The organism is Pseudogulbenkiania sp. NH8B (assembly GCF_000283535.1).
GTDB classification, from domain to species: Bacteria; Pseudomonadota; Gammaproteobacteria; order Burkholderiales; family Chromobacteriaceae; genus Pseudogulbenkiania; species Pseudogulbenkiania ferrooxidans.
In genome coordinates this window covers 3,981,140-4,001,531 of sequence record NC_016002.1, presented here as the reverse complement: position 1 = coordinate 4,001,531, position 20,392 = coordinate 3,981,140, and the positions used below count along the sequence as shown (strand labels likewise).

General features: G+C 66.4%; 22 protein-coding genes and 1 tRNA gene. 14 read left to right on the top strand and 9 right to left on the bottom strand.

Annotated features, from left to right (window positions below):
• Window positions 1-27: 27 nt before the first annotated feature.
• Both NH8B_RS18530 and NH8B_RS18525 read right to left on the bottom strand, forming a co-directional pair.
• A complete protein-coding gene (locus NH8B_RS18530; protein ID WP_014088619.1) occupies window positions 28-1,950 on the bottom strand; it encodes a bifunctional diguanylate cyclase/phosphodiesterase in 1,923 nt (640 codons plus the stop codon).
• Between the two features lie 27 nt (window positions 1,951-1,977).
• Window positions 1,978-2,700, bottom strand: coding sequence for a transglutaminase-like cysteine peptidase (locus NH8B_RS18525; RefSeq protein ID WP_008952136.1), 723 nt, complete (start codon window positions 2,698-2,700; stop codon window positions 1,978-1,980).
• Window positions 2,701-2,781: 81 nt separating this feature from the next.
• Between NH8B_RS18525 and NH8B_RS18520 the strand changes: the two genes are divergently transcribed.
• Entirely contained in the window at window positions 2,782-4,281 is a 1,500-nt protein-coding gene (locus NH8B_RS18520) for a TolC family outer membrane protein (RefSeq protein WP_014088618.1), read from the top strand.
• Window positions 4,282-4,410: 129 nt separating this feature from the next.
• Here NH8B_RS18520 and NH8B_RS18515 read toward each other — a convergent pair whose 3' ends face one another.
• Window positions 4,411-5,196 (bottom strand): TatD family hydrolase, encoded by a 786-nt coding sequence (locus tag NH8B_RS18515; RefSeq protein ID WP_014088617.1) that lies wholly within the window; start codon window positions 5,194-5,196, stop codon window positions 4,411-4,413.
• Between the two features lie 117 nt (window positions 5,197-5,313).
• Between NH8B_RS18515 and NH8B_RS18510 the strand changes: the two genes are divergently transcribed.
• The 4 genes from NH8B_RS18510 to NH8B_RS18495 all read left to right on the top strand — a co-directional run bounded on the left by NH8B_RS18510 (window position 5,314) and on the right by NH8B_RS18495 (window position 7,777).
• Window positions 5,314-5,691, top strand: coding sequence for a hypothetical protein (locus NH8B_RS18510; protein WP_014088616.1), 378 nt, complete (start codon window positions 5,314-5,316; stop codon window positions 5,689-5,691).
• A gap of 37 nt (window positions 5,692-5,728) precedes the next feature.
• On the top strand, window positions 5,729-6,526 hold the full coding sequence (locus NH8B_RS18505; RefSeq protein WP_014088615.1) for an MgtC/SapB family protein: 798 nt from the start codon (window positions 5,729-5,731) through the stop codon (window positions 6,524-6,526).
• 302 nt (window positions 6,527-6,828) lie between these two features.
• A complete protein-coding gene (locus tag NH8B_RS18500; protein WP_014088614.1) occupies window positions 6,829-7,242 on the top strand; it encodes a VOC family protein in 414 nt (137 codons plus the stop codon).
• 106 nt (window positions 7,243-7,348) lie between these two features.
• Window positions 7,349-7,777, top strand: coding sequence for a YciI family protein (locus NH8B_RS18495; protein ID WP_014088613.1), 429 nt, complete (start codon window positions 7,349-7,351; stop codon window positions 7,775-7,777).
• Between the two features lie 211 nt (window positions 7,778-7,988).
• Here the strand turns inward: NH8B_RS18495 and NH8B_RS18490 are convergent.
• Window positions 7,989-8,073: transfer RNA gene (locus tag NH8B_RS18490), tRNA-Leu, on the bottom strand.
• A 54-nt stretch (window positions 8,074-8,127) separates the two neighbouring features.
• On the bottom strand, window positions 8,128-8,961 hold the full coding sequence (gene rsmI, locus NH8B_RS18485) for a 16S rRNA (cytidine(1402)-2'-O)-methyltransferase (RefSeq protein ID WP_014088612.1): 834 nt from the start codon (window positions 8,959-8,961) through the stop codon (window positions 8,128-8,130).
• Window positions 8,962-9,021: 60 nt separating this feature from the next.
• Here rsmI and NH8B_RS18480 point away from each other — a divergent pair, with 60 nt between their 5' ends.
• From NH8B_RS18480 to NH8B_RS18465, 4 genes are read left to right on the top strand one after another with little or no spacing between them, the layout of a single operon-like run.
• A complete protein-coding gene (locus tag NH8B_RS18480; protein ID WP_041703143.1) occupies window positions 9,022-10,128 on the top strand; it encodes a penicillin-binding protein activator in 1,107 nt (368 codons plus the stop codon).
• Window positions 10,125-10,460 carry a YraN family protein gene (locus NH8B_RS18475; protein WP_014088610.1) on the top strand — a complete coding sequence of 112 codons (336 nt, stop codon included), beginning with the start codon at window positions 10,125-10,127 and terminating at the stop codon, window positions 10,458-10,460. The genes NH8B_RS18480 and NH8B_RS18475 overlap by 4 nt, the downstream gene beginning before the upstream one ends.
• 26 nt (window positions 10,461-10,486) lie before the next feature.
• The gene (locus tag NH8B_RS18470) at window positions 10,487-11,077 is read left to right on the top strand and encodes a phosphoheptose isomerase (RefSeq protein ID WP_008952146.1); all 591 of its coding nucleotides are present in this window, start codon (window positions 10,487-10,489) and stop codon (window positions 11,075-11,077) included.
• A gap of 1 nt (window position 11,078) precedes the next feature.
• A complete protein-coding gene (locus tag NH8B_RS18465; RefSeq protein ID WP_008952147.1) occupies window positions 11,079-11,660 on the top strand; it encodes a BON domain-containing protein in 582 nt (193 codons plus the stop codon).
• Between the two features lie 70 nt (window positions 11,661-11,730).
• Here the strand turns inward: NH8B_RS18465 and NH8B_RS18460 are convergent, their stop codons facing one another.
• The 4 genes from NH8B_RS18460 to NH8B_RS18445 form a co-directional block, all read right to left on the bottom strand.
• Entirely contained in the window at window positions 11,731-12,936 is a 1,206-nt protein-coding gene (locus NH8B_RS18460; protein ID WP_014088608.1) for a sensor domain-containing phosphodiesterase, read from the bottom strand.
• A gap of 123 nt (window positions 12,937-13,059) precedes the next feature.
• Window positions 13,060-13,968, bottom strand: a complete 909-nt coding sequence (locus NH8B_RS18455) for a Tim44 domain-containing protein (RefSeq protein ID WP_014088607.1) — start codon at window positions 13,966-13,968, stop codon at window positions 13,060-13,062.
• A gap of 57 nt (window positions 13,969-14,025) precedes the next feature.
• Complete coding sequence (gene tsaA / locus NH8B_RS18450; protein ID WP_014088606.1) at window positions 14,026-14,727, bottom strand: tRNA (N6-threonylcarbamoyladenosine(37)-N6)-methyltransferase TrmO; 702 nt, start codon at window positions 14,725-14,727, stop codon at window positions 14,026-14,028.
• Window positions 14,728-14,826: 99 nt separating this feature from the next.
• Window positions 14,827-15,576: a GNAT family N-acetyltransferase gene (locus NH8B_RS18445; protein WP_014088605.1), complete on the bottom strand. Its 750-nt coding sequence runs from the start codon at window positions 15,574-15,576 to the stop codon at window positions 14,827-14,829.
• A gap of 193 nt (window positions 15,577-15,769) precedes the next feature.
• Here NH8B_RS18445 and mnmG point away from each other — a divergent pair, with 193 nt between their 5' ends.
• The 5 genes from mnmG to NH8B_RS18420 all read left to right on the top strand — a co-directional run bounded on the left by mnmG (window position 15,770) and on the right by NH8B_RS18420 (window position 20,385).
• Window positions 15,770-17,662: a tRNA uridine-5-carboxymethylaminomethyl(34) synthesis enzyme MnmG gene (gene mnmG / locus NH8B_RS18440; RefSeq protein WP_014088604.1), complete on the top strand. Its 1,893-nt coding sequence runs from the start codon at window positions 15,770-15,772 to the stop codon at window positions 17,660-17,662.
• Window positions 17,659-18,285: a 16S rRNA (guanine(527)-N(7))-methyltransferase RsmG gene (rsmG, locus tag NH8B_RS18435; protein ID WP_014088603.1), complete on the top strand. Its 627-nt coding sequence runs from the start codon at window positions 17,659-17,661 to the stop codon at window positions 18,283-18,285. The genes mnmG and rsmG overlap by 4 nt, the downstream gene beginning before the upstream one ends.
• Window positions 18,282-19,073, top strand: a complete 792-nt coding sequence (locus NH8B_RS18430) for a ParA family protein (RefSeq protein ID WP_014088602.1) — start codon at window positions 18,282-18,284, stop codon at window positions 19,071-19,073. Before rsmG ends, NH8B_RS18430 begins: the two co-directional genes overlap by 4 nt.
• A gap of 3 nt (window positions 19,074-19,076) precedes the next feature.
• Window positions 19,077-19,931, top strand: a complete 855-nt coding sequence (locus NH8B_RS18425) for a ParB/RepB/Spo0J family partition protein (protein WP_014088601.1) — start codon at window positions 19,077-19,079, stop codon at window positions 19,929-19,931.
• A 91-nt stretch (window positions 19,932-20,022) separates the two neighbouring features.
• Window positions 20,023-20,385, top strand: coding sequence for an ATP synthase subunit I (locus NH8B_RS18420; RefSeq protein ID WP_014088600.1), 363 nt, complete (start codon window positions 20,023-20,025; stop codon window positions 20,383-20,385).
• The last annotated feature ends 7 nt before the right edge of the window (window positions 20,386-20,392 follow it).

The window sequence follows — 20,392 nt, the reverse complement described above, 5'->3', positions numbered from 1 at the left end:
TTCTTTGCCGGGAGGACGACTGGCGGCTCAGGCCGCGCTCACCCCCGGCCCGGTGATGCCGTCCACGCCGGCGCGCAGCAACTGGCTGCCCTCCGCCGAGGTCGTCACGCCCTTGGCGTACACCTCGAGGTCGAGCATGCGTGCCACCTGCAGCAGGTTGGACAGCAGCAGCTGCGCGCCGGGGTCGCTCTCGGCACCGCGGATCAGCGCGCCGTCGATCACCAAATAGTCGAGTGACACCTCGTGCAACCGGGCCAGCAGGTTGAAGTGCTCGCCGGTCATCTCCAGCCCGATGCGCACGCCCAGCGGCCGAATCGAGCGGCAGAAGCCCTGAAACGCGGGCCAGCGTTCGGCTAGGCCGGGCTCCAGCCATTCCAGTGCCAGCTTGCCCTGGGGCAGGCTGGCCTGCAGCCGGTCACGTACCGTCTCGGTGAAGGCGTAGGGGACATCCAGCGAGGGCGCGCTCAGGTTGACGGCGATGACACGCTGCCCGGCCAGCGAGAGCAGGGCCTGCTCGATGGCTTCCTGATCCAGCGCCGGGCTCAGGCCGAGACGGGCGGCATGGGCGGTGAGGGTGCCGGCACGCAGCGTGCTGGCCCCGTGCTGTGGCAGCGTGATCATGCCTTCCTGATGGATCACGGCGCCCTCGCCATTCACCACCGGGTAGAAGGCGAGGCGGAAGGCATGATCGGCCAGCGCTTCGCGCAGCCGCTTGTTCCAGTCGAAATCGCTGCTCGGCAGCGTGCTGCCATCCGGGTCGTAGCGGCACCAGCTCTTGCCGCTTTGTTGTTCGGCCAGGGTCACGGCCTCGTTGGCGCGCAGCAGGATCGCCGGCAAGGTGTCGTGCTGCGCATAGCGGGTGAGGCCGAGCGTGGCGCGCCAGCCGGCGGCGGAGGGATCGCTGGCTTCCTGCCAGCGCTCCCCCAGCTCGGTGGCCAGTCGTTCTGCCGCTTGTGGTTCGGCTCCCGGCATCAGCAACACGAACTCGGCGCCGCGCAGGCGGGCGGCCTGCCAGCCGGTCTGGCCGCTGGCAGACCGCTGCAGCTCCGACGCCACGTGCTTGAGCCGGCGGTTGACCGCGTCGCCGCCGAGCCGCTTGTTGGCTTCGGCCAGGTCGGGCAGCCGCACCAGCATCAGTTCGCCTTCGGCGGCGGCCTGGGGGTCGGCCAGTTCACCGATCATGCGCTCTTCGAAGCGCGAACGGTTGGCCAGGCCGGTCAGCGGGTCGGACAGGGTGGCGGCACGCAGCTGGTCGATATGGCGTGCGGCCTCGTCCAGCATCGACTTGATGCGTCCGGAGAGCGTATTCATGGCGCGCGCCACGGCCGACAGCTCGGGGGTGCCGGGCTCCGCCATGGTGACGAAGCGGCGCTCGCTGAGCGCCTCGGCCTGCTGGACCACCTGGTGGAGCTGGCGGCGAATGTAGCGGATGCCCACGGTGGCCAGCGCGCCGGTCAGCAGCGCCGCCAGCGACAGCCAGGCCAGCATGCGCAGCGAGCCCTGCCACAACGCGATCCAGGCGTAGCTGGTTTGCGCCTCGACGGTGATGGTGCCGGCCTGCAGCCAGCCCTTGGAGAGGTTGGCCGAAGCCGGGCGGGGGTTGAGCGGTAGCAGTTGCTGGAACCAGCGCGGCACCTGTTCCTCCAGCTGCTGGTTGACCCGTTCCAGGCGGGTCTTGCCGTCGACCCCGGTCCAGCGGATGAGGCGGTAGTGGGCGTTGTCGAAGGTGGCGTTGATCAGCGTTTCGCTCATCGCCGGGTCGGCCTGGTACTGGTTGATCGACAACGCCAAGGCATTGGCCCCGCTGACGCTCTGGGCGTACAGCTGCTGCGACAGGTAGTCGCGCGCGGTGAGCAGGCTGACCGTGAGGCTGGCGAGGACGGTGGTGAACAGCGTCATCGCCACCAGCAGCCAGACCTGTTCGATCAGCGTCATGTGGGCTCGTTTCATTGTCCTCCCTCCGGTCTCGCCGCCATGTCAAAAACCTTCCGCCCGCATCCGTTCCTGCAGATTCATCCAGCGCGTCAGACGCTGCACGTTGCCGGCCGGGCGAGCGTTGTTGCCGGGCATCCACACGCCATCATTGTTGAAACTGAAGACCGGCACCAGGTCGGGGCGCTGCGAGGCGGGCTTGATGTCGGTAATCAGGTTATCCAGCACCAGCGGCTCCCCCTCCGGGGTGGGGTAGTAGGCCAGCACCATGTGCGCCTGGCTGAGGGTGCTGCCGGGCCCGCCCAGCAAGGCACGCACGTAGGTCAGCCGGAACTTGGCGGCGGGGATGCCCAGCAAGGTCAGCGTCATGTACTTGGCGATGACGAAATCCTCGCAGTCGCCGGCCCCCTTGCCCAGAGTCTCGATCGGCGTGGCCCAGTAGTCGTCCTGATGCCAGACGATTGTGTCGTCGCGGAACAGGATGCGGCGATTAAAAAAACCGTTGACCTCAATTACCTTGGCATTTTCAGTACGATTTCCTAAAACAGAGATAAGCGATCGCCATGCTTCGTAGTTCTCGATTCCACGTGGGCCAAATTTCTGGATGGCCTGGAATTGCCGGGAAAAATCCAGCGCAGCGTCACTTTTCGGCGTTGCGCAAGCCGAGACCAGACTGATGATTGCCCAGATCAGCAGGGTCGACCGCGCTCTCCATGTCCGAGGACCTGGCTGGGCGTTGCGACGGTGTCGGCTATGACAAAGTGCCATCTGGCGTTGTCCTGGTTGCAATGGGCATGTGACGTAGACGAGCTTGCAGCACTTAACTGATCTTCATAATAGGACGTAGCCATGAAACTGCGAAAAATATGCCTTGCGTTGCTCGGCCTGGGCTTTGCTAGTGGAGCATTGTGTGCCGAAGTGACCGATTTAAGAAGCGCCGTAGAGAATACCGTGGTGAACAATCCTGAGGTCCAGGTGAAGTGGCGCACTTTCCGCCAGTCTACCGAGGAAATCGGCATCGGCCGTTCCGAGTTCTTCCCGATCGTCGACGTGAACTACAAGTACGCCCATGAAGACCACAACGAGCCGCCGCTGTCGGGGGGCAACCAGGATTTTGACCGTTATGGCTGGTCGGCGGCGCTGCAGCAGAACCTGTTCAAGGGCTTCTCCACCGTGAACCTGGTGCGCCAGCTCGACCATACCCGGCGTGCCAGCTATTTCGACTTCCTCTCCGAGTCGGAGAACCAGGCACTGGAAGCGACGCGCGCCTACCTCGATGTGCTGCGCTACCGCCAGCTGCTCGAGCTGGCCCAGTACAACTACGCCGTGCACAAGGGGATTCACCAGCAGCTGATGCAGAAGGTCGCGGCCGGGGTGGGGCGGCGCGTCGACCTGGAACAGGCCACCGGTCGTCTGGCGCTGGCAGAATCGAACCTCATCACCGAAGAAGCCAACCTGCACGACGTGACGGTACGTTTCACCCGCATCGTCGGCATGCCGCCGCCGATGAGTCTGAGCAAGCCGGCGCCGTTCACGATTCCGAAGCAGGAGCCGAGCGACATGTTCAAGCAGGCCTTCCAGCGCAACCCGCAATACCTCTCCGCCGTGGAGAGCGTGCGCGCCGCTACGGCCGAGGTCGACGTGCGCAAGGGCGCCTTCTCGCCCACCGCCGACCTGCGCGCCCAGTATGAACGCACCAACAATCTGGATGGTGTGGGGGGCGTGCACAAGATCGGCGTGATCGAGGTGGTGCTCAACATGAACCTGTTCCGTGGCGGAGCCGATCGCGCCCGACTGCGGGCCTCCGCCGAGCGCCGCGAGGCAACCCGCGACCTGCAGCTGAAGGCCTGTCGCGACATCCACCAGACGGTCCAGATCGCCTACAACGACATCCGTCGCATCGGCGAGCAGATCGACCCGCTGCGCCTGCATTCGCTCTCCACCGAGAAAGCGCGCGACGCCTACCGCAGCCAGTTCGAGATCGGCCAGCGTACCCTGCTCGACCTGTTGGACAGCGAGAACGAGCTGTACGACGCCAAGCGCGCCGTGGTCAATGCCGAGAGCGACCTGCTGTTGGCGCAAGCGCGGCAACTGGCCAGCTCCGGCCTGCTGCTGGAAACGCTGGAGGTCAAGCCGAAGGAATCGCTTACGTTCGACGGCAGCCCGTCCGACGAGTGGCAGGCCTGCGATACCTCGCTGGTGCCGAGTGCGACCATCGACAAGAATGCCATCCAGCCGGTGACGCTGGGGGCCTCCACCACGATGGATGCACCGCCGGCCATCGTGCCCGAAGCCACCAAACCGCAGAAAGCGCCCGCCAAGAAAAGCACGACCAAGAAGAGCGGCTGATTTCCTCCTGCTGTTTTCTCTGGACACCCCCGTGTTGCACGCACTTCACACCGGGGGCGTTTTTTTTTGTCGGGTGGCCGGCGTGACCGCAGGCCGTCTCCCCGGACGGGCACGGCCGGGCCATCGAGGTCAGCCGAGCCCGAGCGCCTCCAGCGTGTTGCGACGGGTTGCCGAGCGTACCGCCTCTGCGGTGGTGCCGCGCAGTTCGGCCAGTAGCCCGGCGTAGCGCGCGATGTTGGCGGGCCGATTGGGTTCCTCTTGCGCCCATTCCGGACGCATGTCCGGCGCGTCGGTTTCCAGTACCAGCGCGGACAAGGGCAGGGTGGCGGCCAGCCGACGGATGCGCTGGGAGCCACGAAAGCTCATGGCGCCGCCGAAGCCCAGCTTGAACCCCTGCGCCAGAAAGGCCGCCGCCTGCTGCTCGCTGCCGTTGAAGGCGTGGACGATGCCGCCGACGACCGGCACCTGGCGCAGGTATTTCAGCAGCCGGTCCTGCGAGCGGCGTGCGTGCAGCACCACCGGCAGGCCATACTTGCGTGCCAGCTTGAGCTGTTCCACGAACAGCGCTTCCTGGCGCGCCGGGTCGAGGTCTGGCAGGTAGAAGTCGAGCCCGATTTCGCCCACCGCCAGCGGCCGGTCTTCGGCCAACCTGTGTTCCAGTTCGGCCAGGTGCGAATCCACGTGCTGCGACAGGTAGACCGGATGCAGCCCGAAAGCCAGCCAGCAGCCGTAGCGTTCGCGCATCGCCAGCGTCTGGGCGAACGTGGCCTGGTTGACGGCCGGCACCAGAATCTGGCCGATGCCGAGCCCGACCGCCTCGGCCACGACCTCGTCACGCACGCCGTCGAACTCCGCCGCGTCGAGGTGGCAGTGCGAATCGATCAGGCAATCGTCGTCGGGCAGGATGCGGAACATGGCGCGCAGAACCAGGATGGAGAGAGTGTAGAGTATCAGCCTACAAGGCCCGCCCGTGCCTTGCCAAGACGGGCATGCACAGGCGCATCACCAGACCGGGCGCAAACGGAGTCCCCAATGGCAAAACCTTCGACTGCCGACATCATCTGGCTGACCGATGTGGAAGAGCATGACTATGCCGCCGCCGCCTCCTATCTTGCCTTGCTGTGGCGTGAAGACCGCGTGGCTGAGGTGGTGGAACACCTGCAGGCGGCGCCCCTGGTGCAGTTCAGGGCCAAGGACATCTTCCGTGCCTCTCAGCTCTCCCTGCTCGGCATCAGTAATTCCCATGTTGAAAAGGACCGGTCCAAGATTCGCAAGGGGGAGGGTCTCTCGCCATTGCTGCTGGTGCGCGACGAGGCAAACGGCAAGGTGGTGATCGCCGACGGCTACCACCGGCTGTGCGCCCTCTATGGCGTCGATGAAGACGCCTGGGTGCACTGCAAAATCGTGTGAGGTGCACGACTCGCCTTGGCCGGCGCCGGGAGCGACGATGGGCAGTATACAATTCGACTCTTCACACCACGGTGCCACGCTGATCGCCATGAATCTCCTCTCCCTCCCGCTGTTTGCCGGTTATTGGACCGAAACCTCGGTCGACGTCAACGTCGTGATCGTGCTCAACCTGGTTGGCGCGCTGTTGCTCGGCATCGTCGTCGGCTACGAGCGGGCCTATCGCGGCCGTGCCGCCGGCATGCGCACCTACGGTCTGGTGTGCATGGCCTCGGCGGCCTTGACCGTGGTGGTCGGCTATCCGGGGTATTGGTACGGCGGGCATATGATGAGTAGCAGCGGCGACCCCACCCGGGTGATCCAGGGCATCGTCACCGGCATCGGTTTTCTCGGTGCCGGGGTCATCATGAAGGACGGCCTGAACATCAGCGGCCTGACCACCGCCGCCTCGATCTGGGCCTGCTCCGCCATCGGGGTGCTGGTGGGCATCGGCTTCTACGCCGCCGCCATCCTGCTCACCGTGATCTGCGCGCTGTCGATGATCCTGGTCTCGCGCCTGGAACAATGGCTGCCCTCGCATCCCGCCATTGGCGTGGTGCTGCGCTTCCAGAAGGGCTTCGTGCCGCAGGAACACGCCCTGCGCCGAGCCGCGCTGGAGCGCGGCTACGAGATCGCCGGCAGCAGCCTGTCGATCAGCTACCAGGACGGTCAGCCGGAGTGGCATTTCACCGCCACGGTACTGAACAAGAACGAGGGCGCTTCGCTGTCGGAACTGGCGGAAGAATTATCGCGTTTCGACGGTGTCCAAAGTTTCAGCATGGCACCCGCCCGCAACTGAATACGGGGCGCTCTGCCGGGCAAATGTTCCATGCGCGGCCGTGCCATGTTGAGTAGAGTCGCCGTTTGCTCCGCCTGAATTCAGTCAGCCAACTGTCATTTTCACCGTCTATAGTTAGTGCCTGGCACAGGACGCACGGCGCTGACCTCTCGCCGGCGAGCCGTGAGTCGAGCGCTTCGAGCTGGCCTGATCCGGGTCGAGCTTGCCCGTCGCTACCATGCCAGCCGTAGTGCCGCTTGCCCCGGGAATCCCTCGCCCCGGCACATCCCCGTATCGTTTCGATCTCTCCCTAAGGAGACGTCATGCAAATCCAGTCCTATCTGTTTTTCGATGGCCGCTGCGAAGAAGCGGTCGAGTTCTATCGTCGCACCCTGGGTGCCGAAGTGGAGATGCTGATGCGCATCAAGGACAGCCCCGAGCCACTGCCACCGGGCAGGGTGCCGCCGGGGTCGGAGGACAAGGTGATGCACGTCAGCTTCCGCATCGGCGACAGCGTGGTGATGGCCTCCGACGGCCGTTGCCAGGGGCAGCCGAATTTCCAGGGATTTGCCCTGTCGTTGTCGGTGGCCGATCAGCGCGAGGCCGAGCAGCGCTTCGCGGCCCTTTGCGAAGGCGGCCAGGTGCAGATGCCGCTGGGCCCGACCTTCTTCTCGCCGTGCTTCGGCATGGTCGCCGACCGCTTCGGCGTGTCGTGGATGATCATCGTGCCGGCGTGAGTGTCGATTCTGTCGTACCCCCATCGCCATGCCGGGGAGCGCTAACCCGACCGGTTGACCCCGTTGGCGGCGTGCTCCCTGTGCAACCCATCCAAGGAGCAACGCGATGCGATTCATGATGCTGATGATTCCCAAGGGCTACGAGAGCGCCGAACCGGGCGCCATGCCGAGTGCCGAGGCCGTGGCGGCGATGATGAAGTACAACGAGGCGCTGCAAACAGCCGGCGTGTTGCTCGCCCTCGACGGCCTGCACCCGCCCTCGATGGGCGCGCGCGTCTCGTTCGAAGGCGGTCAGCCCACGGTCACCGACGGCCCCTTTGCCGAGGTGAAGGAGGTGATCGGAGGCTACTGGATGATCCAGGTGGCGTCGCGACAAGAAGCCATCGACTGGGCCAAGCGCTGCCCGGCTTCGGCCAACGAGGTAATCGAAATCCGCCAGGTGCAGGAGTTCGAGGACTTCCCGGCGGACGTGCAACAGGCGGCCGCCGGCTTGTCGGAGATGCAGGCACCGCCGGCGGCACGACGCGAGGGGTGAGCGCCTGCGCAACCGGCGCACATGGGCGGCGCCGGGCGGCTGGAAAGAGGATCGGTTGGGCCGGTTTCCCCGGCGGTGCCGGGCATCTCTAGTGGTCCGGGCAGGGCGGCTGGCAGAGGGCAGGGTGTCGGAACCGGCAGGCGGCAGGCAACAAAAAAGCGCCTTGCGGCGCTTGATCGTGTTTTCCTGCGAGCCTTATCTAGTAAGGCTTTGGTGCCCGGGGCCGGACTCGAACCGGCACACCTTGCGGCGGGGGATTTTGAGTCCCCTGCGTCTACCAATTTCGCCACCCGGGCAGGAAAGAGAAGGCAGTTTACCCAATGCCATCGAGCTTGTAAATGCGTGGCGCGTCAGTCCTTGTCCGCGTTCTTCAGCGCAAGGGCGCGGTCGTACAGCAATTTGCGGTTGGCGCCGGTGATCTGCGCCGCCAGCGTCGCCGCCTGCTTGGTGGGCAGCTCGGCGGCCAGCACCGCCAGCGTGTGCAGGGTCTGTTCGTCCAGGGCTTCCGGTTCATCCCGCGGCGGCGCGGCGTCGATGATCAGCACGATCTCGCCACGCTGCTGGTTGCTGTCGGAAGCCACCCAGTCCCGCATCTCCCCGGCCGGCAGATGGCGTATGGTTTCGAAGGTCTTGGTCAGTTCACGTGCCAGCATCAGCCTCCGCTGCGGCCCCAGTTCGACGACGATGTCCTCCAGGGTGTCGAGCAGGCGGTGCGGCGCCTCGTAGCAGGCCACGCAGAACGACGCATTGCGCCAGCCCGCCAGCACCCGGCGCCGCTCGCCCGATTTGGGCGGCAAAAAGCCGTGAAACAGGAAGGAAGTCGCGGAGAGACCGCTGGCCGACAGCGCCGCCACCACTGCCGACGGGCCGGGAATCGGGCACACGCGCCGCCCGGCGTGGTGCACCGCTTCGGCCAACCTGGCGCCGGGGTCGGACACGGCCGGGGTGCCCGCATCGGACACCTGCACCACGATCTTGTCTTCGCCGAGCCAGCGGATCACCTGCTCGGCCATGGCGCGCTCGTTGTGCTCGCGCAGGCTCACCAGCTTGGCACTGATGCCGTAGGCCGACAGCAGGTGGCCGGTCACACGGGTATCCTCGGCGCAGATCACATCCGCCACGCTGAAGGCGGCCAGGGCGCGGGCGGTGATGTCGGCCAGATTTCCAATGGGCGTGGCCACCACATATAATGTGCCGCGAGTAAAACTTTCCCGAGCAGATTCAAGCAAGTGAGCAAACGACGTATGCAAAGAATGGCCTCGCTGTTGGTTGGCGTGTTGACGGCCTGGCTGGGCGTGGCCCAAGCACAGGTACCGGACTATATCATCCAACTCAACGCGGCGCCGCTCAAGGCCAGAGCCGCAGCCAGCGCACCGCACTCGGTGGCCGTCCCCGCGGCCAAGCCCGTCGTCGCGCCGGCGCCGCGTGCCAGGCCGCGCATCGGTGTGCTGCTGCCGCTCGGGTCCGCCCGTCTCGGCGAAGCCGCCGAGGTGGTGCGCCAGGGCATCGAAGCCGCCGCCGCGGTCGACGACAAGGCCGACGTGGTGGTGGTGGCCGCGGACGAGGACAACGTGGCCGCACGCTACCAGACGGCATTGGCCGACGGCGTCAACGTTGTGATCGGCCCGCTGACGCGGCCCGCTATTGCCGCCGTGGCGCCGCTGGTGAAAGTGCCGACGCTGGCGCTCAACGCGCTGGATCGCGGCATGCCGGCCAATCCCAAGCTCTACAGCCTGGCCCTGGTCGTCGAGGGCGAGGCGCAGCAGATGGCCGGGATGATGTACGACGACGGACGGCGCAACCCGCTGCTGGTGGCGTCGCAAGATGCGCTGTCGGCACGGCTGCGCAAGGCCTTCGCCGAGCGCTGGCAGGCGCTGGCTGGCAAGAGCCCACGGGTGGTGGAGCTGGCTGGTGCCGATCAGGCGACACTATCGGCCGCCGCGGCGCAGGGTGACGCGGTATTTCTCGCCGTCGACGATAGCGAGGCGGCGGGAGTCAAGCAGGCGTTGCCTGCCGATCTGCCGGTGTATGCCACCTCGCAGCTGAACAGCCGCCATCCGCCGGCGGCGCTCAACAACGTGCGTCTGATCGACATGCCGTGGTTCCTGCTGCCGCAGCACGAGGCGGTCAGACGCTACCCGCGTCCCGAGGGCGCGCTGACGATGCAGACCGAGCGCCTCTACGCGCTGGGCATCGACGCCTACCGGCTGGCAGTGTTGCTGGCCAATCCCAAGGCGAGTCCGGCTGCGCTGCGTCTGGACGGCGTGACCGGCGACCTCCAGCTCGGGCGCGACCGCCAGTTCACCCGCCAGCTGCCGCTGGCGGTGCTCGGCGCGGGTGGCCTGCAATGAACGAACTGGGCCGGCAGGCAGAAGACCGGGCGCTGGCTTTCCTGCAGCAGCAGGGGCTGCGGCTGGTCGAACGCAACTGGCAGTGCAAGGGCGGCGAGATCGACCTCGTGATGCGCGAGGGCGAATACTGGGTATTCGTCGAGGTGCGCCACCGTGCCGATCAGCGCTTCGGCGGCGCCGGCGCCAGCATTACGTCGGCCAAATTGCGGAAACTCACGCTGGCGGCAGGGGTCTACCTCAGTTCCAGGGGTATCGACGCCCCCTGCCGCTTTGACGCCGTGCTGTCGCACGGTAACGGAGCCCCCGAATGGCTCAAGAACATACTGGCGTAAGCTACGTCGGATACAAAAGGATGGACATGGACCTGATCGAACGCGTCAACGGACACTTTCTGGAAAGCATCGCGGCCAAGCAGGAGACGATGGAGCAGCTGTCGCCGGCCGTCGCCGCCGCGGCGGAACGGATGGTGGCCTGCCTGATGAACGAAGGCAAGATTCTGGCCTGCGGTAATGGCGGTTCCGCGGCCGACGCCCAGCACTTTGCCGCCGAGATGGTCGGCCGCTTCGAGAAGGAGCGCCCGGGTCTGGCGGCCTTGTCGCTGGCCACCGACAGCTCGGCGTTGACCGCCATCGGCAACGATTACGACTTCGACATGGTGTTCTCCAAGCAGGTGCGCGCGCTGGGCCATACCAACGACCTGCTGCTGGCGATTTCCACCTCGGGCAATTCGGCCAACGTCATCGAGGCCATCTACGCCGCCCACGAGCGTGGCATGGGGGTGATCGCGTTGACCGGCAAGGACGGCGGCAAGATCGGCGAGATTCTCAGCGCCGACGACATCCAGCTCAACGTGCCGGTTTCGCGTACCGCGCGTATCCAGGAAGTTCACATCCTGCTGATCCACGCCCTGTGCGACGCCATCGACTACATGCTGCTGGGAGGAGAATGATATGCGACGCAAACTCGTGCTGCTGGCCAGCGTTGCCCTGCTGAGCGTGGGGATGAGCGCCTGCGTGCCGCTCGTGGTGGGCGGCGCGGCGGCGGGGGCGGCGGTGGCGACCGATCGCCGTACCAGCGGGGCCTATATCGATGACCAGGCCATCGAGCTGAAGGCCTCCGACCAGGTGAACGCCAAGCTGCCCTCGGCCCACGTCAACATCGCCAGCTACAACCGTGCCGTGCTGATGAGCGGCGAAGTGCCCTCGGAAGCGGCACGCGAGCAGGCCGAGCTGATCGTGCGCGGCACGCCCAACGTGCGCAAGGTCTACAACCATACCGTGGTGGCAGGTTCCTCGGCGCTGTCCGAGCGCAACAACGACACCTGGATCACCACCAAGGTTCGTACCCGCCTGTTCGACGGCAAGGGCTTCTCGCCGCAGACCATCAAGATCGTGACCGAGCGCGGCGTGGTCTACATGATGGGCCTGGTCACCCAGGCCGAGGGCGAGGCCGCTGCCAAGGTGGTGAGCCAGACCTCCGGGGTACAGAAAGTGGTGACGCTGTTCGAATACATCAGCGAAGTGCAGCCCTGAGGCGGCACGGTTTCACCATGAAAAACGGACCGCGTGGCGGTCCGTTTTTGCGTCGGCAGGGCCGATCCGTTCAGTTGCGCGTCACCAGCACGTCGGCGCACAGCACGTGCATCGCCTCGTCGATCTCGATCGCCATCGACAGCGTCACGCAGTTGCGGGTGTCGGTCATCGACAGGTAGGGATCGCTCATGTACAGCACGCCGGGCTGGTCGATGGCGTGCTGGAAGTAGGCGCGGCGAGACCAGATCGCCCCGGTGGTGTCGGTCAGCGGGGCCAGCTTGGGGTCTTCCGGCGCCGGCGGCTGCAGCGAGTTGAGGTTCTGGCCGATCTGGCGGCCGGCGCTGTCGAGCAGGAAGCAGCGGATCACGTCCGGCATGTTCAGCATCGGCGTGGCGGCGTGCAGGAACGGCGTGCCCTGCATCAGCGCGATGGCGGTCTGCACGAAGGATTGCCGTGCCAGCTCCAGTTGTCGCCGCGTCAGCTTGCGCTTGAGCAGCTCGCGCACCATCAGTTCGTCCCAGCGCGCATCGATGCGCGGGGTAATCACGCTATCGTTTTCCGGCTGTTCGTGCGGGCGCGAGATGTAGTAGCCCTGGACCAGGTCGCAGCCGGATTCCAGCGCGATCAGCACGTCCTTCTCGGTTTCGATGCCTTCCTCGACCACCAGTGCACCAATTTCGTGCATCAAGTGGACCAGACGGGGCAGCAGGTTGCGCGTGCGCGACTGGTTGGCCGCGCTCCTGAGCAGGTTGCGGTCGAACTTCACCAGGTCGGGCTCGAGCATGCACACCCGGTCCAGGTTGGAGTGGTTGACGCCGAAGTCGTCGATGGCGATCAGAAAGCCGGCCTGGCGCAGCAGCTTGACGCAGTCGATCAGCCGCTCCTGCGATTCCAGCGCGTGCTCGGGGACTTCCAGCACCACGCTGGAGGGCGGCAGGCCGGCCTGGAGGATGCTGCTGGCCAGCGCTTCGGCATGGGCCGGCTGCGCCAGCGAGGCGGCGTCCATGTTGAGGAACAGCCAGCGGTTTTCGTGCGGGAAAGTGTTGAAGCCGCGGATGTGGTGCTGGCACACGGCCAGGTCCAGCTGGTGGCGCTGCTCCAGCGAGTCGAGTCCCTGGTAGGCGTCAATCGGGTTGAGCGGCTTGTCGTCGCGGCTGGCGCGCAGCAGCGCCTCCATGCCCACGGTACGGCGGTGCGGCAAGCTGTAGATCGGCTGGAAGTGGCTGCCGAGGGTCAGGCCGGCAAAGCTGGGTGTCGGGGGGGCAGAGAGGGTCATCGAGCACTATCCTTGGTTCCTGTCTGCGCTATCAAGCAAACGGTATTCCAGTCTAGCCCAGTCGGGGGGCAAATGAAAAACGGGCGCCGCTTGGCGCCCGTTCTGTTTGGCGATTCAGACCGCTCAGTCTTGCTGGATGCCGGCCAGCAGCCAGCGGCTGCCGTTCTTGTCCTTGACGTAGTGCCAGGTTTCGCCGAACGGTACCGCGGCGGCGTTGACCGTCTCGCTGACGCTGCCGGAGAAGCGCACGCTGGCGATGTAGCGGCCGCCTTCTTCGACCGCCTCGATCAGTTGGCAATCGAGCTGAGGGAAGTCGGCCACGTCGTCGTTGCCGGCGATGTCGGCGCGCAGGGCCTCGAACAGGTCCGGGGTCAGGTACTTGCGGATTTCTTCCAGGCTGTCCGGCGTGTTCAGGCTCTGCAGGTGCAGGAAGGTGGCCTTGGCCTGGCGCAGGAAGTTGGGCGTTTCAGTGCCGTCCGGCAGGCGGGCCAGGCTGGAAGCCGCCAGCGGCGCGCCGCCGTACGACGGCGCCGTGCCGAAACCGGAACCGATCTTCGGAATCGGCTCGAAGCGGGCCGCTTCCTGGGCCATGCCATTCGGCATGCCGGCCGCTTGCGGCAGCTGGCTGGCCGGATTGCCGGCCTTGCGGCGGAACAGCATCAGGCCACCGACCAGCAGCAGGCCGAGCAGGGCGATGGTGCCCCACGGAATGCTGGAACCGGCCGGTTGCGTGGCCGGCGCCGAGGCGGGAGCGTTGTTGTTGTGCATGGCCGAGCCGAGCATGTAGCCGGCGGCGGCGCCGGCGGCACCGGCGGCGATGGCGGTGCCGATGCCCGGGCCTTTCTTGACCGGGGCTGGCGCCGGTGCGCTCGGTAGCGGGCGCGGCGCGGGGGCTTGGTAGGACGGGGTCGGCGCCGAGCGCATCATGCCGGAGCTGCGGCTCTTGCCGAGGCGGGCGGCTTCGCTGAACGGGGCCGCCAGCAGGGTAACCAGGGTGAAGGCGAGTACGGTCGTCTTCGCACGCGGTGTCATGTCTGTTTCTCCAGTGAGAGGGGGTGTGTTGCCTCGATATGACTAATGCAACATCCGTTAGTTCGGGGCGACGGTGGCGATTTCAAGTACTTCGGCGACGCCGGCGGCAATGCGGAAGCGCACGTTGCTATGGTAGAGGCGCACGCCGTAGACCCGCTCTGGGTCGTCCTGGTAGGCCGGGCGCGGGTCTTGCGCCAGCACCTCCTCGATCAGGGCGGCCAGTTCGGGCGCGGCCGGCTGGCTGGCGAGCTGCTGCCGTGCGGTGTCGCTCCAGCGCACCGTCAGCGTCGGCGGCGGGCCGTCGACGAAGCCGCCTAGGGCGTCGGGCACCGCCTCGACGAAGGGGATGTAGGGCTTGATGTCGAGCACCGGCGTGCCGTCGAGCAGGTCGGCGCCGGCCAGCCGCAGCGTCACGCCGTCGGTGGTGTCGATGCCGAGCAAGGGCACCAGCGACAGCCCGAGCGGGTTGGGGCGGTGGGTGGAACGGCTGGCGAAGACGCCGACCTTGGCGTTGCCGCCCAGGCGTGGCGGGCGCACCAGCGGCGACCAGCCGCGCGCCAGCGTGTCGTGGAACACGAACTGCAGCCAGACGTGGGAAAACGCCTCGAGGCCGCGCACGGTGTCGGGCTGGTCGAACGGCGGCAGCAGCTGGAGCGTCATGCGGGCCGACTTGGCCAGCGCCGGCTGGCGCGGGATGCCGAATTTTTCCTTGAACGGCGAACGGATCAGGCCGATGGGGGTGAAGGTGTAGGGCTGCATGGCGCCATTGTAGGCCCTGGCGCGCGCGCTTTCATCGCCCCAGGCGCAAAAGGTTGGCCGAAGCGGCTTCGGCCAACCTGTGGGAGCGATGGGTAGGTCTCAGCCGACGAAGTGGCGGCTGTGGCGGCCGTTGAGGCGGTCCATCGGCAGCAGCATGAAGAAGTCGGCGCAGTTGAAGTCCGGGTCCCAGGCCGGCTCGCCGCAGACGAAGGCACCGGCGCGCAGGTAGCCCTTGATCAGCGGCGGCAGCGGCGCCGGTGCGGCGTCGTCGCGCACGCGGTCGAGCGGCAGCGCCAGGTGCGGGGTGACGCGCCATTCCGCCGGCGCCAGGTGCTTGGCCTCGATCTGGCGGTACAGGCTGACTGCCTGGTGGCCGCCGTCGGCCAGGCTGACGCTGGCGCAGCCGGCCAGGTAATCGCAGCCCTGCTGCTGCACGTAGTCGGCCAGTCCGGCCCACAGCAGCGCGATCACCGCGCCGGAGCGGAAGTCCGGATGCACGCAGGAGCGGCCCACCTCGAGCAGGCGGTCGCGCACGTGCGCCAGCCGGCCGAGGTCGAACTCGTGCTCGGAGTAGAGGCGGGGGGCGCGCCGCGCCGCCGCCGGCGGCAGCATGCGGTAGGTGCCGACCACCATGCCGCTGGTGGCGTCCTCGACGATCAGGTGGGCGCACAACGCATCGTAGTCGTCGCAATCGATGCCGAGGTGGCGGGAGCTCAGGCGAGCGCCCATTTCGCCGGCGAACACGTCGAAGCGCAGCTTCTGGGCGCGGCGGATGTCCTGCGGGTTATCGGCAAGCCGCACGCTCAGGCGCGGCTTGCTGCGGGTGGCGAGGCTTTCGTTGAGCAGCATGGGGTGGTCTCCCTCGTGACGTGAGGACCATGCTAAAGCGCCTGTTTGACGAAGCCGTGTCGTCGCGATGACAGTGGCGTGACGGTGCGTGGTCGCCGCCGTGACAGGGAGAATCAAGCAAATCAATCACTTATCAGGACAGCGGTTTTGACGTAAAATAGGCCGTTTTTCGTTCGCAGCGCGCTCACCAGCCATGATTTATCCGACAACCTTCGACGTAATAGTGGTAGGCGGCGGCCACGCCGGTACCGAGGCGGCCCTGGCGGCGGCCCGCATGGGCTGCAGCACGCTGCTGCTGACCCACAATATCGAGACGCTGGGCCAGATGTCGTGCAACCCGTCGATCGGCGGCATCGGCAAGGGCCACCTGGTCAAGGAAGTCGACGCGCTGGGCGGCGCCATGGCGCTGGCCACCGATATCGGCGGCATCCAGTTCCGTACCCTGAACGCCTCCAAGGGCCCGGCGGTACGCGCTACCCGTGCCCAGGCCGACCGCGTGCTGTACAAGGCGGCGATCCGCCACGTACTGGAAAACCAGGACAACCTGACGCTGTTCCAGCAGCCGGTGGACGACCTCTTGATCGAGGGCGACCGCGTCGCCGGCGCCATCACCGCGATCGGCATCACCTTCCGCGCCAAGACCGTGGTGCTCACCGCCGGCACCTTCCTCTCCGGCAAGATCCACGTCGGGCTGGAAAACTACACCGGCGGCCGCGCCGGCGACGCCGCGGCCTCGACGCTGGGCGCGCGTCTGCGCGAGCTCGACCTGCCGGTGGGGCGCCTCAAGACCGGCACGCCGCCGCGCATCGATGGCCGCACCGTCGACTTCTCGGTGATGGAAGAGCAGCCGGGCGATACCCCCGAGCCGGTGTTCTCCTACCGCGGCAGCCGCAGCCTGCATCCCCAGCAGCTGCCGTGCTGGATCACCCACACCAACGAGCGCACCCACGACATCATCCGCTCGGGCTTCGAGCGCAGCCCGATGTTCACCGGGGTGATCGAAGGCGTCGGCCCGCGCTACTGCCCGTCGATTGAAGACAAGATCAACCGCTTCGCCGACAAGGACAGCCACCAGGTGTTCCTGGAGCCGGAAGGGCTCACCACCCACGAGCTCTACCCCAACGGTATCTCGACCAGCCTGCCGTTCGACATCCAGCTGGCGGCGGTGCGCTCGATCCGCGGCATGGAGAACGCCCACATCCTGCGTCCCGGCTACGCCATCGAATACGACTACTTCGACCCGCGCGGACTGAAGTCCACGCTCGAGACCAAGAGCATCCAGGGGCTGTTCTTCGCCGGCCAGATCAACGGCACCACCGGCTATGAAGAGGCTGCCGCGCAGGGCCTCTTGGCCGGCCTCAACGCCGCGCTCTACAGCCGCGACCAGGACGGCTGGTGCCCGCGCCGCGACGAAGCCTACCTCGGCGTGCTGGTCGACGACCTCATCACCAAGGGCGTGTCCGAGCCCTACCGCATGTTCACCAGCCGCGCCGAATTCCGCCTGCAGCTACGTGAGGACAACGCCGACCTGCGCCTGACCGAGGCCGGCCGTCGCCTGGGCCTGGTCGGCGACGCGCAATGGGATGCCTTCTGCCGCAAGCGCGACGCGGTCGAGGCGGAAAAGACACGCCTGAAAACCACCTACCTGCACCCGGCCAAGGTCGACATGGCCGCCGTGGCGCAGTTGCTCGGCAAGCCGATCGAACGCGAATACAACCTGCACGACCTGCTCAAGCGCCCCGACGTCAGCTACGCCGCGCTGATGACGTTGGCCGAAGCCGGTGGCGGCGTGGATGACGGCGCGGTTGCCGAGCAGGTGGAAATTCAGGTCAAATATCAGGGCTATATCGACCGCCAGAACGACGAGCTGGCCCGCCGCGACAATCTCGAGGACGTGCGCCTGCCGGCCGACATCGACTACAGCCTGGTCAAGGGGCTGTCGAAGGAGGTGCAGCAGAAGCTCAACAGCCAGCGCCCGGAAACCCTGGGCCAGGCCTCGCGCATCCAGGGCATCACCCCGGCCGCGGTCGCCCTCCTCATGGTTCACCTTAAACGCGGCTTTGCCGACGCGAAAAAAACCGCATGACACATACTGCAGAACTGACTCACGGTCTGGCCGAGCTGAAGCTCGACCTGACCCAAGAACAAATCGCCCGGCTCGAGTCCTACCTCGCGCTCTTGGCCAAGTGGAACCAGACCTACAACCTGACCGCGGTGCGCGAAGAAGAGCGCATGGTCAGCTACCACCTGCTCGACAGCCTGACGCTGGTGCCGCAGTTGGCCGGCGGCACGCGCCTGCTAGACGTCGGTTCCGGCGGCGGCATGCCCGGCATCCCGGCGGCGATCGCCCGCCCCGACCTCCAGGTGGTGCTGCTCGATTCCAACCACAAGAAGACCACCTTCCTGCGCCAGGCGGTGATCGAGCTCAAGCTCGACAACGTCGAGGTGGTGACCAACCGCGTCGAAGCCTACCAGCCGGAACAGAAATTCGACCGCATCACCAGCCGCGCCTTCTCCGAGCTCGCCGAGTTCGTCAAGCTCACCCGCCACCTGCTGGCCCCGGGCGGCCAGTATGTGGCGATGAAGGGCGTTTACCCCTACGAGGAAATCGCGCTGTTGCCGGAAGGCTTCGCCGTGGCGGAAGTGGTGCCGCTCACCGTGCCGGGTCTCGACGCCGAGCGTCATCTGGTGAGGATCGTGGCGCAATGACCTGCCGCGTGATCGCAGTCGCCAACCAGAAGGGCGGCGTCGGCAAGACCACCACCGTGGTCAACCTGGCCGCCGGCCTGGCGGAGATGGGGCGGCGCGTGCTGATCGTCGACCTCGATCCGCAGGGCAACGCCACCATGGGCAGCGGCATCGCCAAGGGCTCGCTCACCACCTCGGTCTACCAGGTGCTGCTGGGCGACGCCGGTGTCGCCGAGGCGCGCCAGCCGGCCAAGGAAGGCGGCTACCACGTGCTGCCGGCCAACCGTGATGTTGGCGGTGCCGAGCTGGAACTGGTGCACGAGCTGGCGCGCGAGGCGCGGCTGAAGAATGCCTTGAGCGAGGTGCTGGGCGAGTACGACTACATCTTCGTCGACTGCCCGCCGTCGCTCAACCTGCTCACCCTGAACGGCCTGGTGGCCGCCGAGAGCGTGCTGATCCCGATGGTGTGCGAATACTACGCGCTGGAAGGTCTGTCCGACCTGGTCACCACGCTGCGCAAGGTGCGTGTCGCGGTCAATCCCAAGATCGAAATCCTCGGCCTGTTGCGCACCATGTTCGACGCGCGCAGCAACCTGTCGCAGCAGGTGTCGCAACAACTGGCGCGCCATTTCGGCGACAAGGTGTTCGACACCGTCATCCCGCGCAACGTCAGGTTGGCCGAAGCGCCCAGTCACGGCCTGCCCGGGCTGATCTACGACCGCAACTCGCGCGGCGCCCAGGCCTATCTGACGCTGGCCGCCGAGCTGACGGCTCGGCTAGAATCCGCAACCCCCTCACTCTCGCACTGACACATGGCCAAACTCAAAGGACTCGGGCGCGGCTTGGACGCGCTCCTAGCCACCGTTGACGGAGCGGACGACCGCCTGCAAACCCTGCCCATCGACAGCATCCGCCCGGGCAAATACCAGCCGCGCACGCACATGAGCGAAGACGCGCTGGACGAACTGGCGGCCTCGATCCGCGTGCAGGGCGTGATCCAGCCGGTGGTGGTGCGCGAGATCGGGCTTGGCGATTACGAACTGATCGCCGGCGAGCGGCGCTGGCGCGCCTCGCGCAAGGCCGGCCTCAGCGAGGTACCGGCGGTGATCAAGTCGGTGCCGGACGAAGCCGCGCTGGCGATGGCGCTGATCGAGAACATCCAGCGTCAGGAGCTCGATCCGATCGAGGAGGCGCGCGGCCTGCAGCGCCTGATCGACGAATTCGGCCTGACCCACGAAGCCGCCGCCGACGCCGTCGGCCGCTCGCGCAGCGCCGTCTCCAACCTGCTACGCCTCTTGGCGCTACCGGAACCGGTGCAGACCCTGGTGCACCAGGGGCAGCTGGAAATGGGGCACGCCCGCGCCCTGTTGCCGCTCGAGGTGATCGACCAGATCGCGCTGGCGCAGCAGGTGGTGGAGCAGGGCTGGTCGGTGCGCGAAGTCGAGCGCCGCATCCAGCGCCTCAACGCACCCCGCCCCGAGGGCAAGCCACAACCCCGCCTCGACCCCGACATCCAGCGTCTCGCCGAAACCCTGTCCGAGTCGCTCGGCGCCGCCGTCAGCATCCGCCATGGCGCGCGTGGCCACGGCAAGTTGACGATCGAATACGCCAGTCTCGACGAGCTCGACGTCGTGCTGGCAAAACTGCAAGCAAAATCAAGCGCCTGATTCGCAACGGCGCGGGTATGTCAATTGGGGATTTTGTTGACTGGCATCAAGCCCCAAGCCTATAATCGGTCGATTTTTTTGCATTGCTGACATGATCAATCGGGAAGTAAAGCGAGTCGTGCGCCTGCAGGTGGTGCTGACCCTGGTGGCGGTACTGGTGGCAGCGGTGATCGGCGGTTTTGCCCCGATTCTCCCGGTTTCGGTCGTGATTGGCGGGCTGTGTGCCATTATTCCGGCCCTGCTCTACGGCAAGATCGCCTTCGCGCGCCGGCATGAGCCTCCGGCGGTATTGATGAAGGCGCACTTCAAGGCCGAGGCGGTGAAGTTTTTCACCACACTCCTGATGTTTGGGGCGGCCCTGGTGTTTTTCAAGGATTTATCCGTAGTCGGACTGTTTGGTGGATATATGACAGCCACTTCCGGCTACTGGTTCGGGCTTCTAATCAAAAATTGAGAAAGCG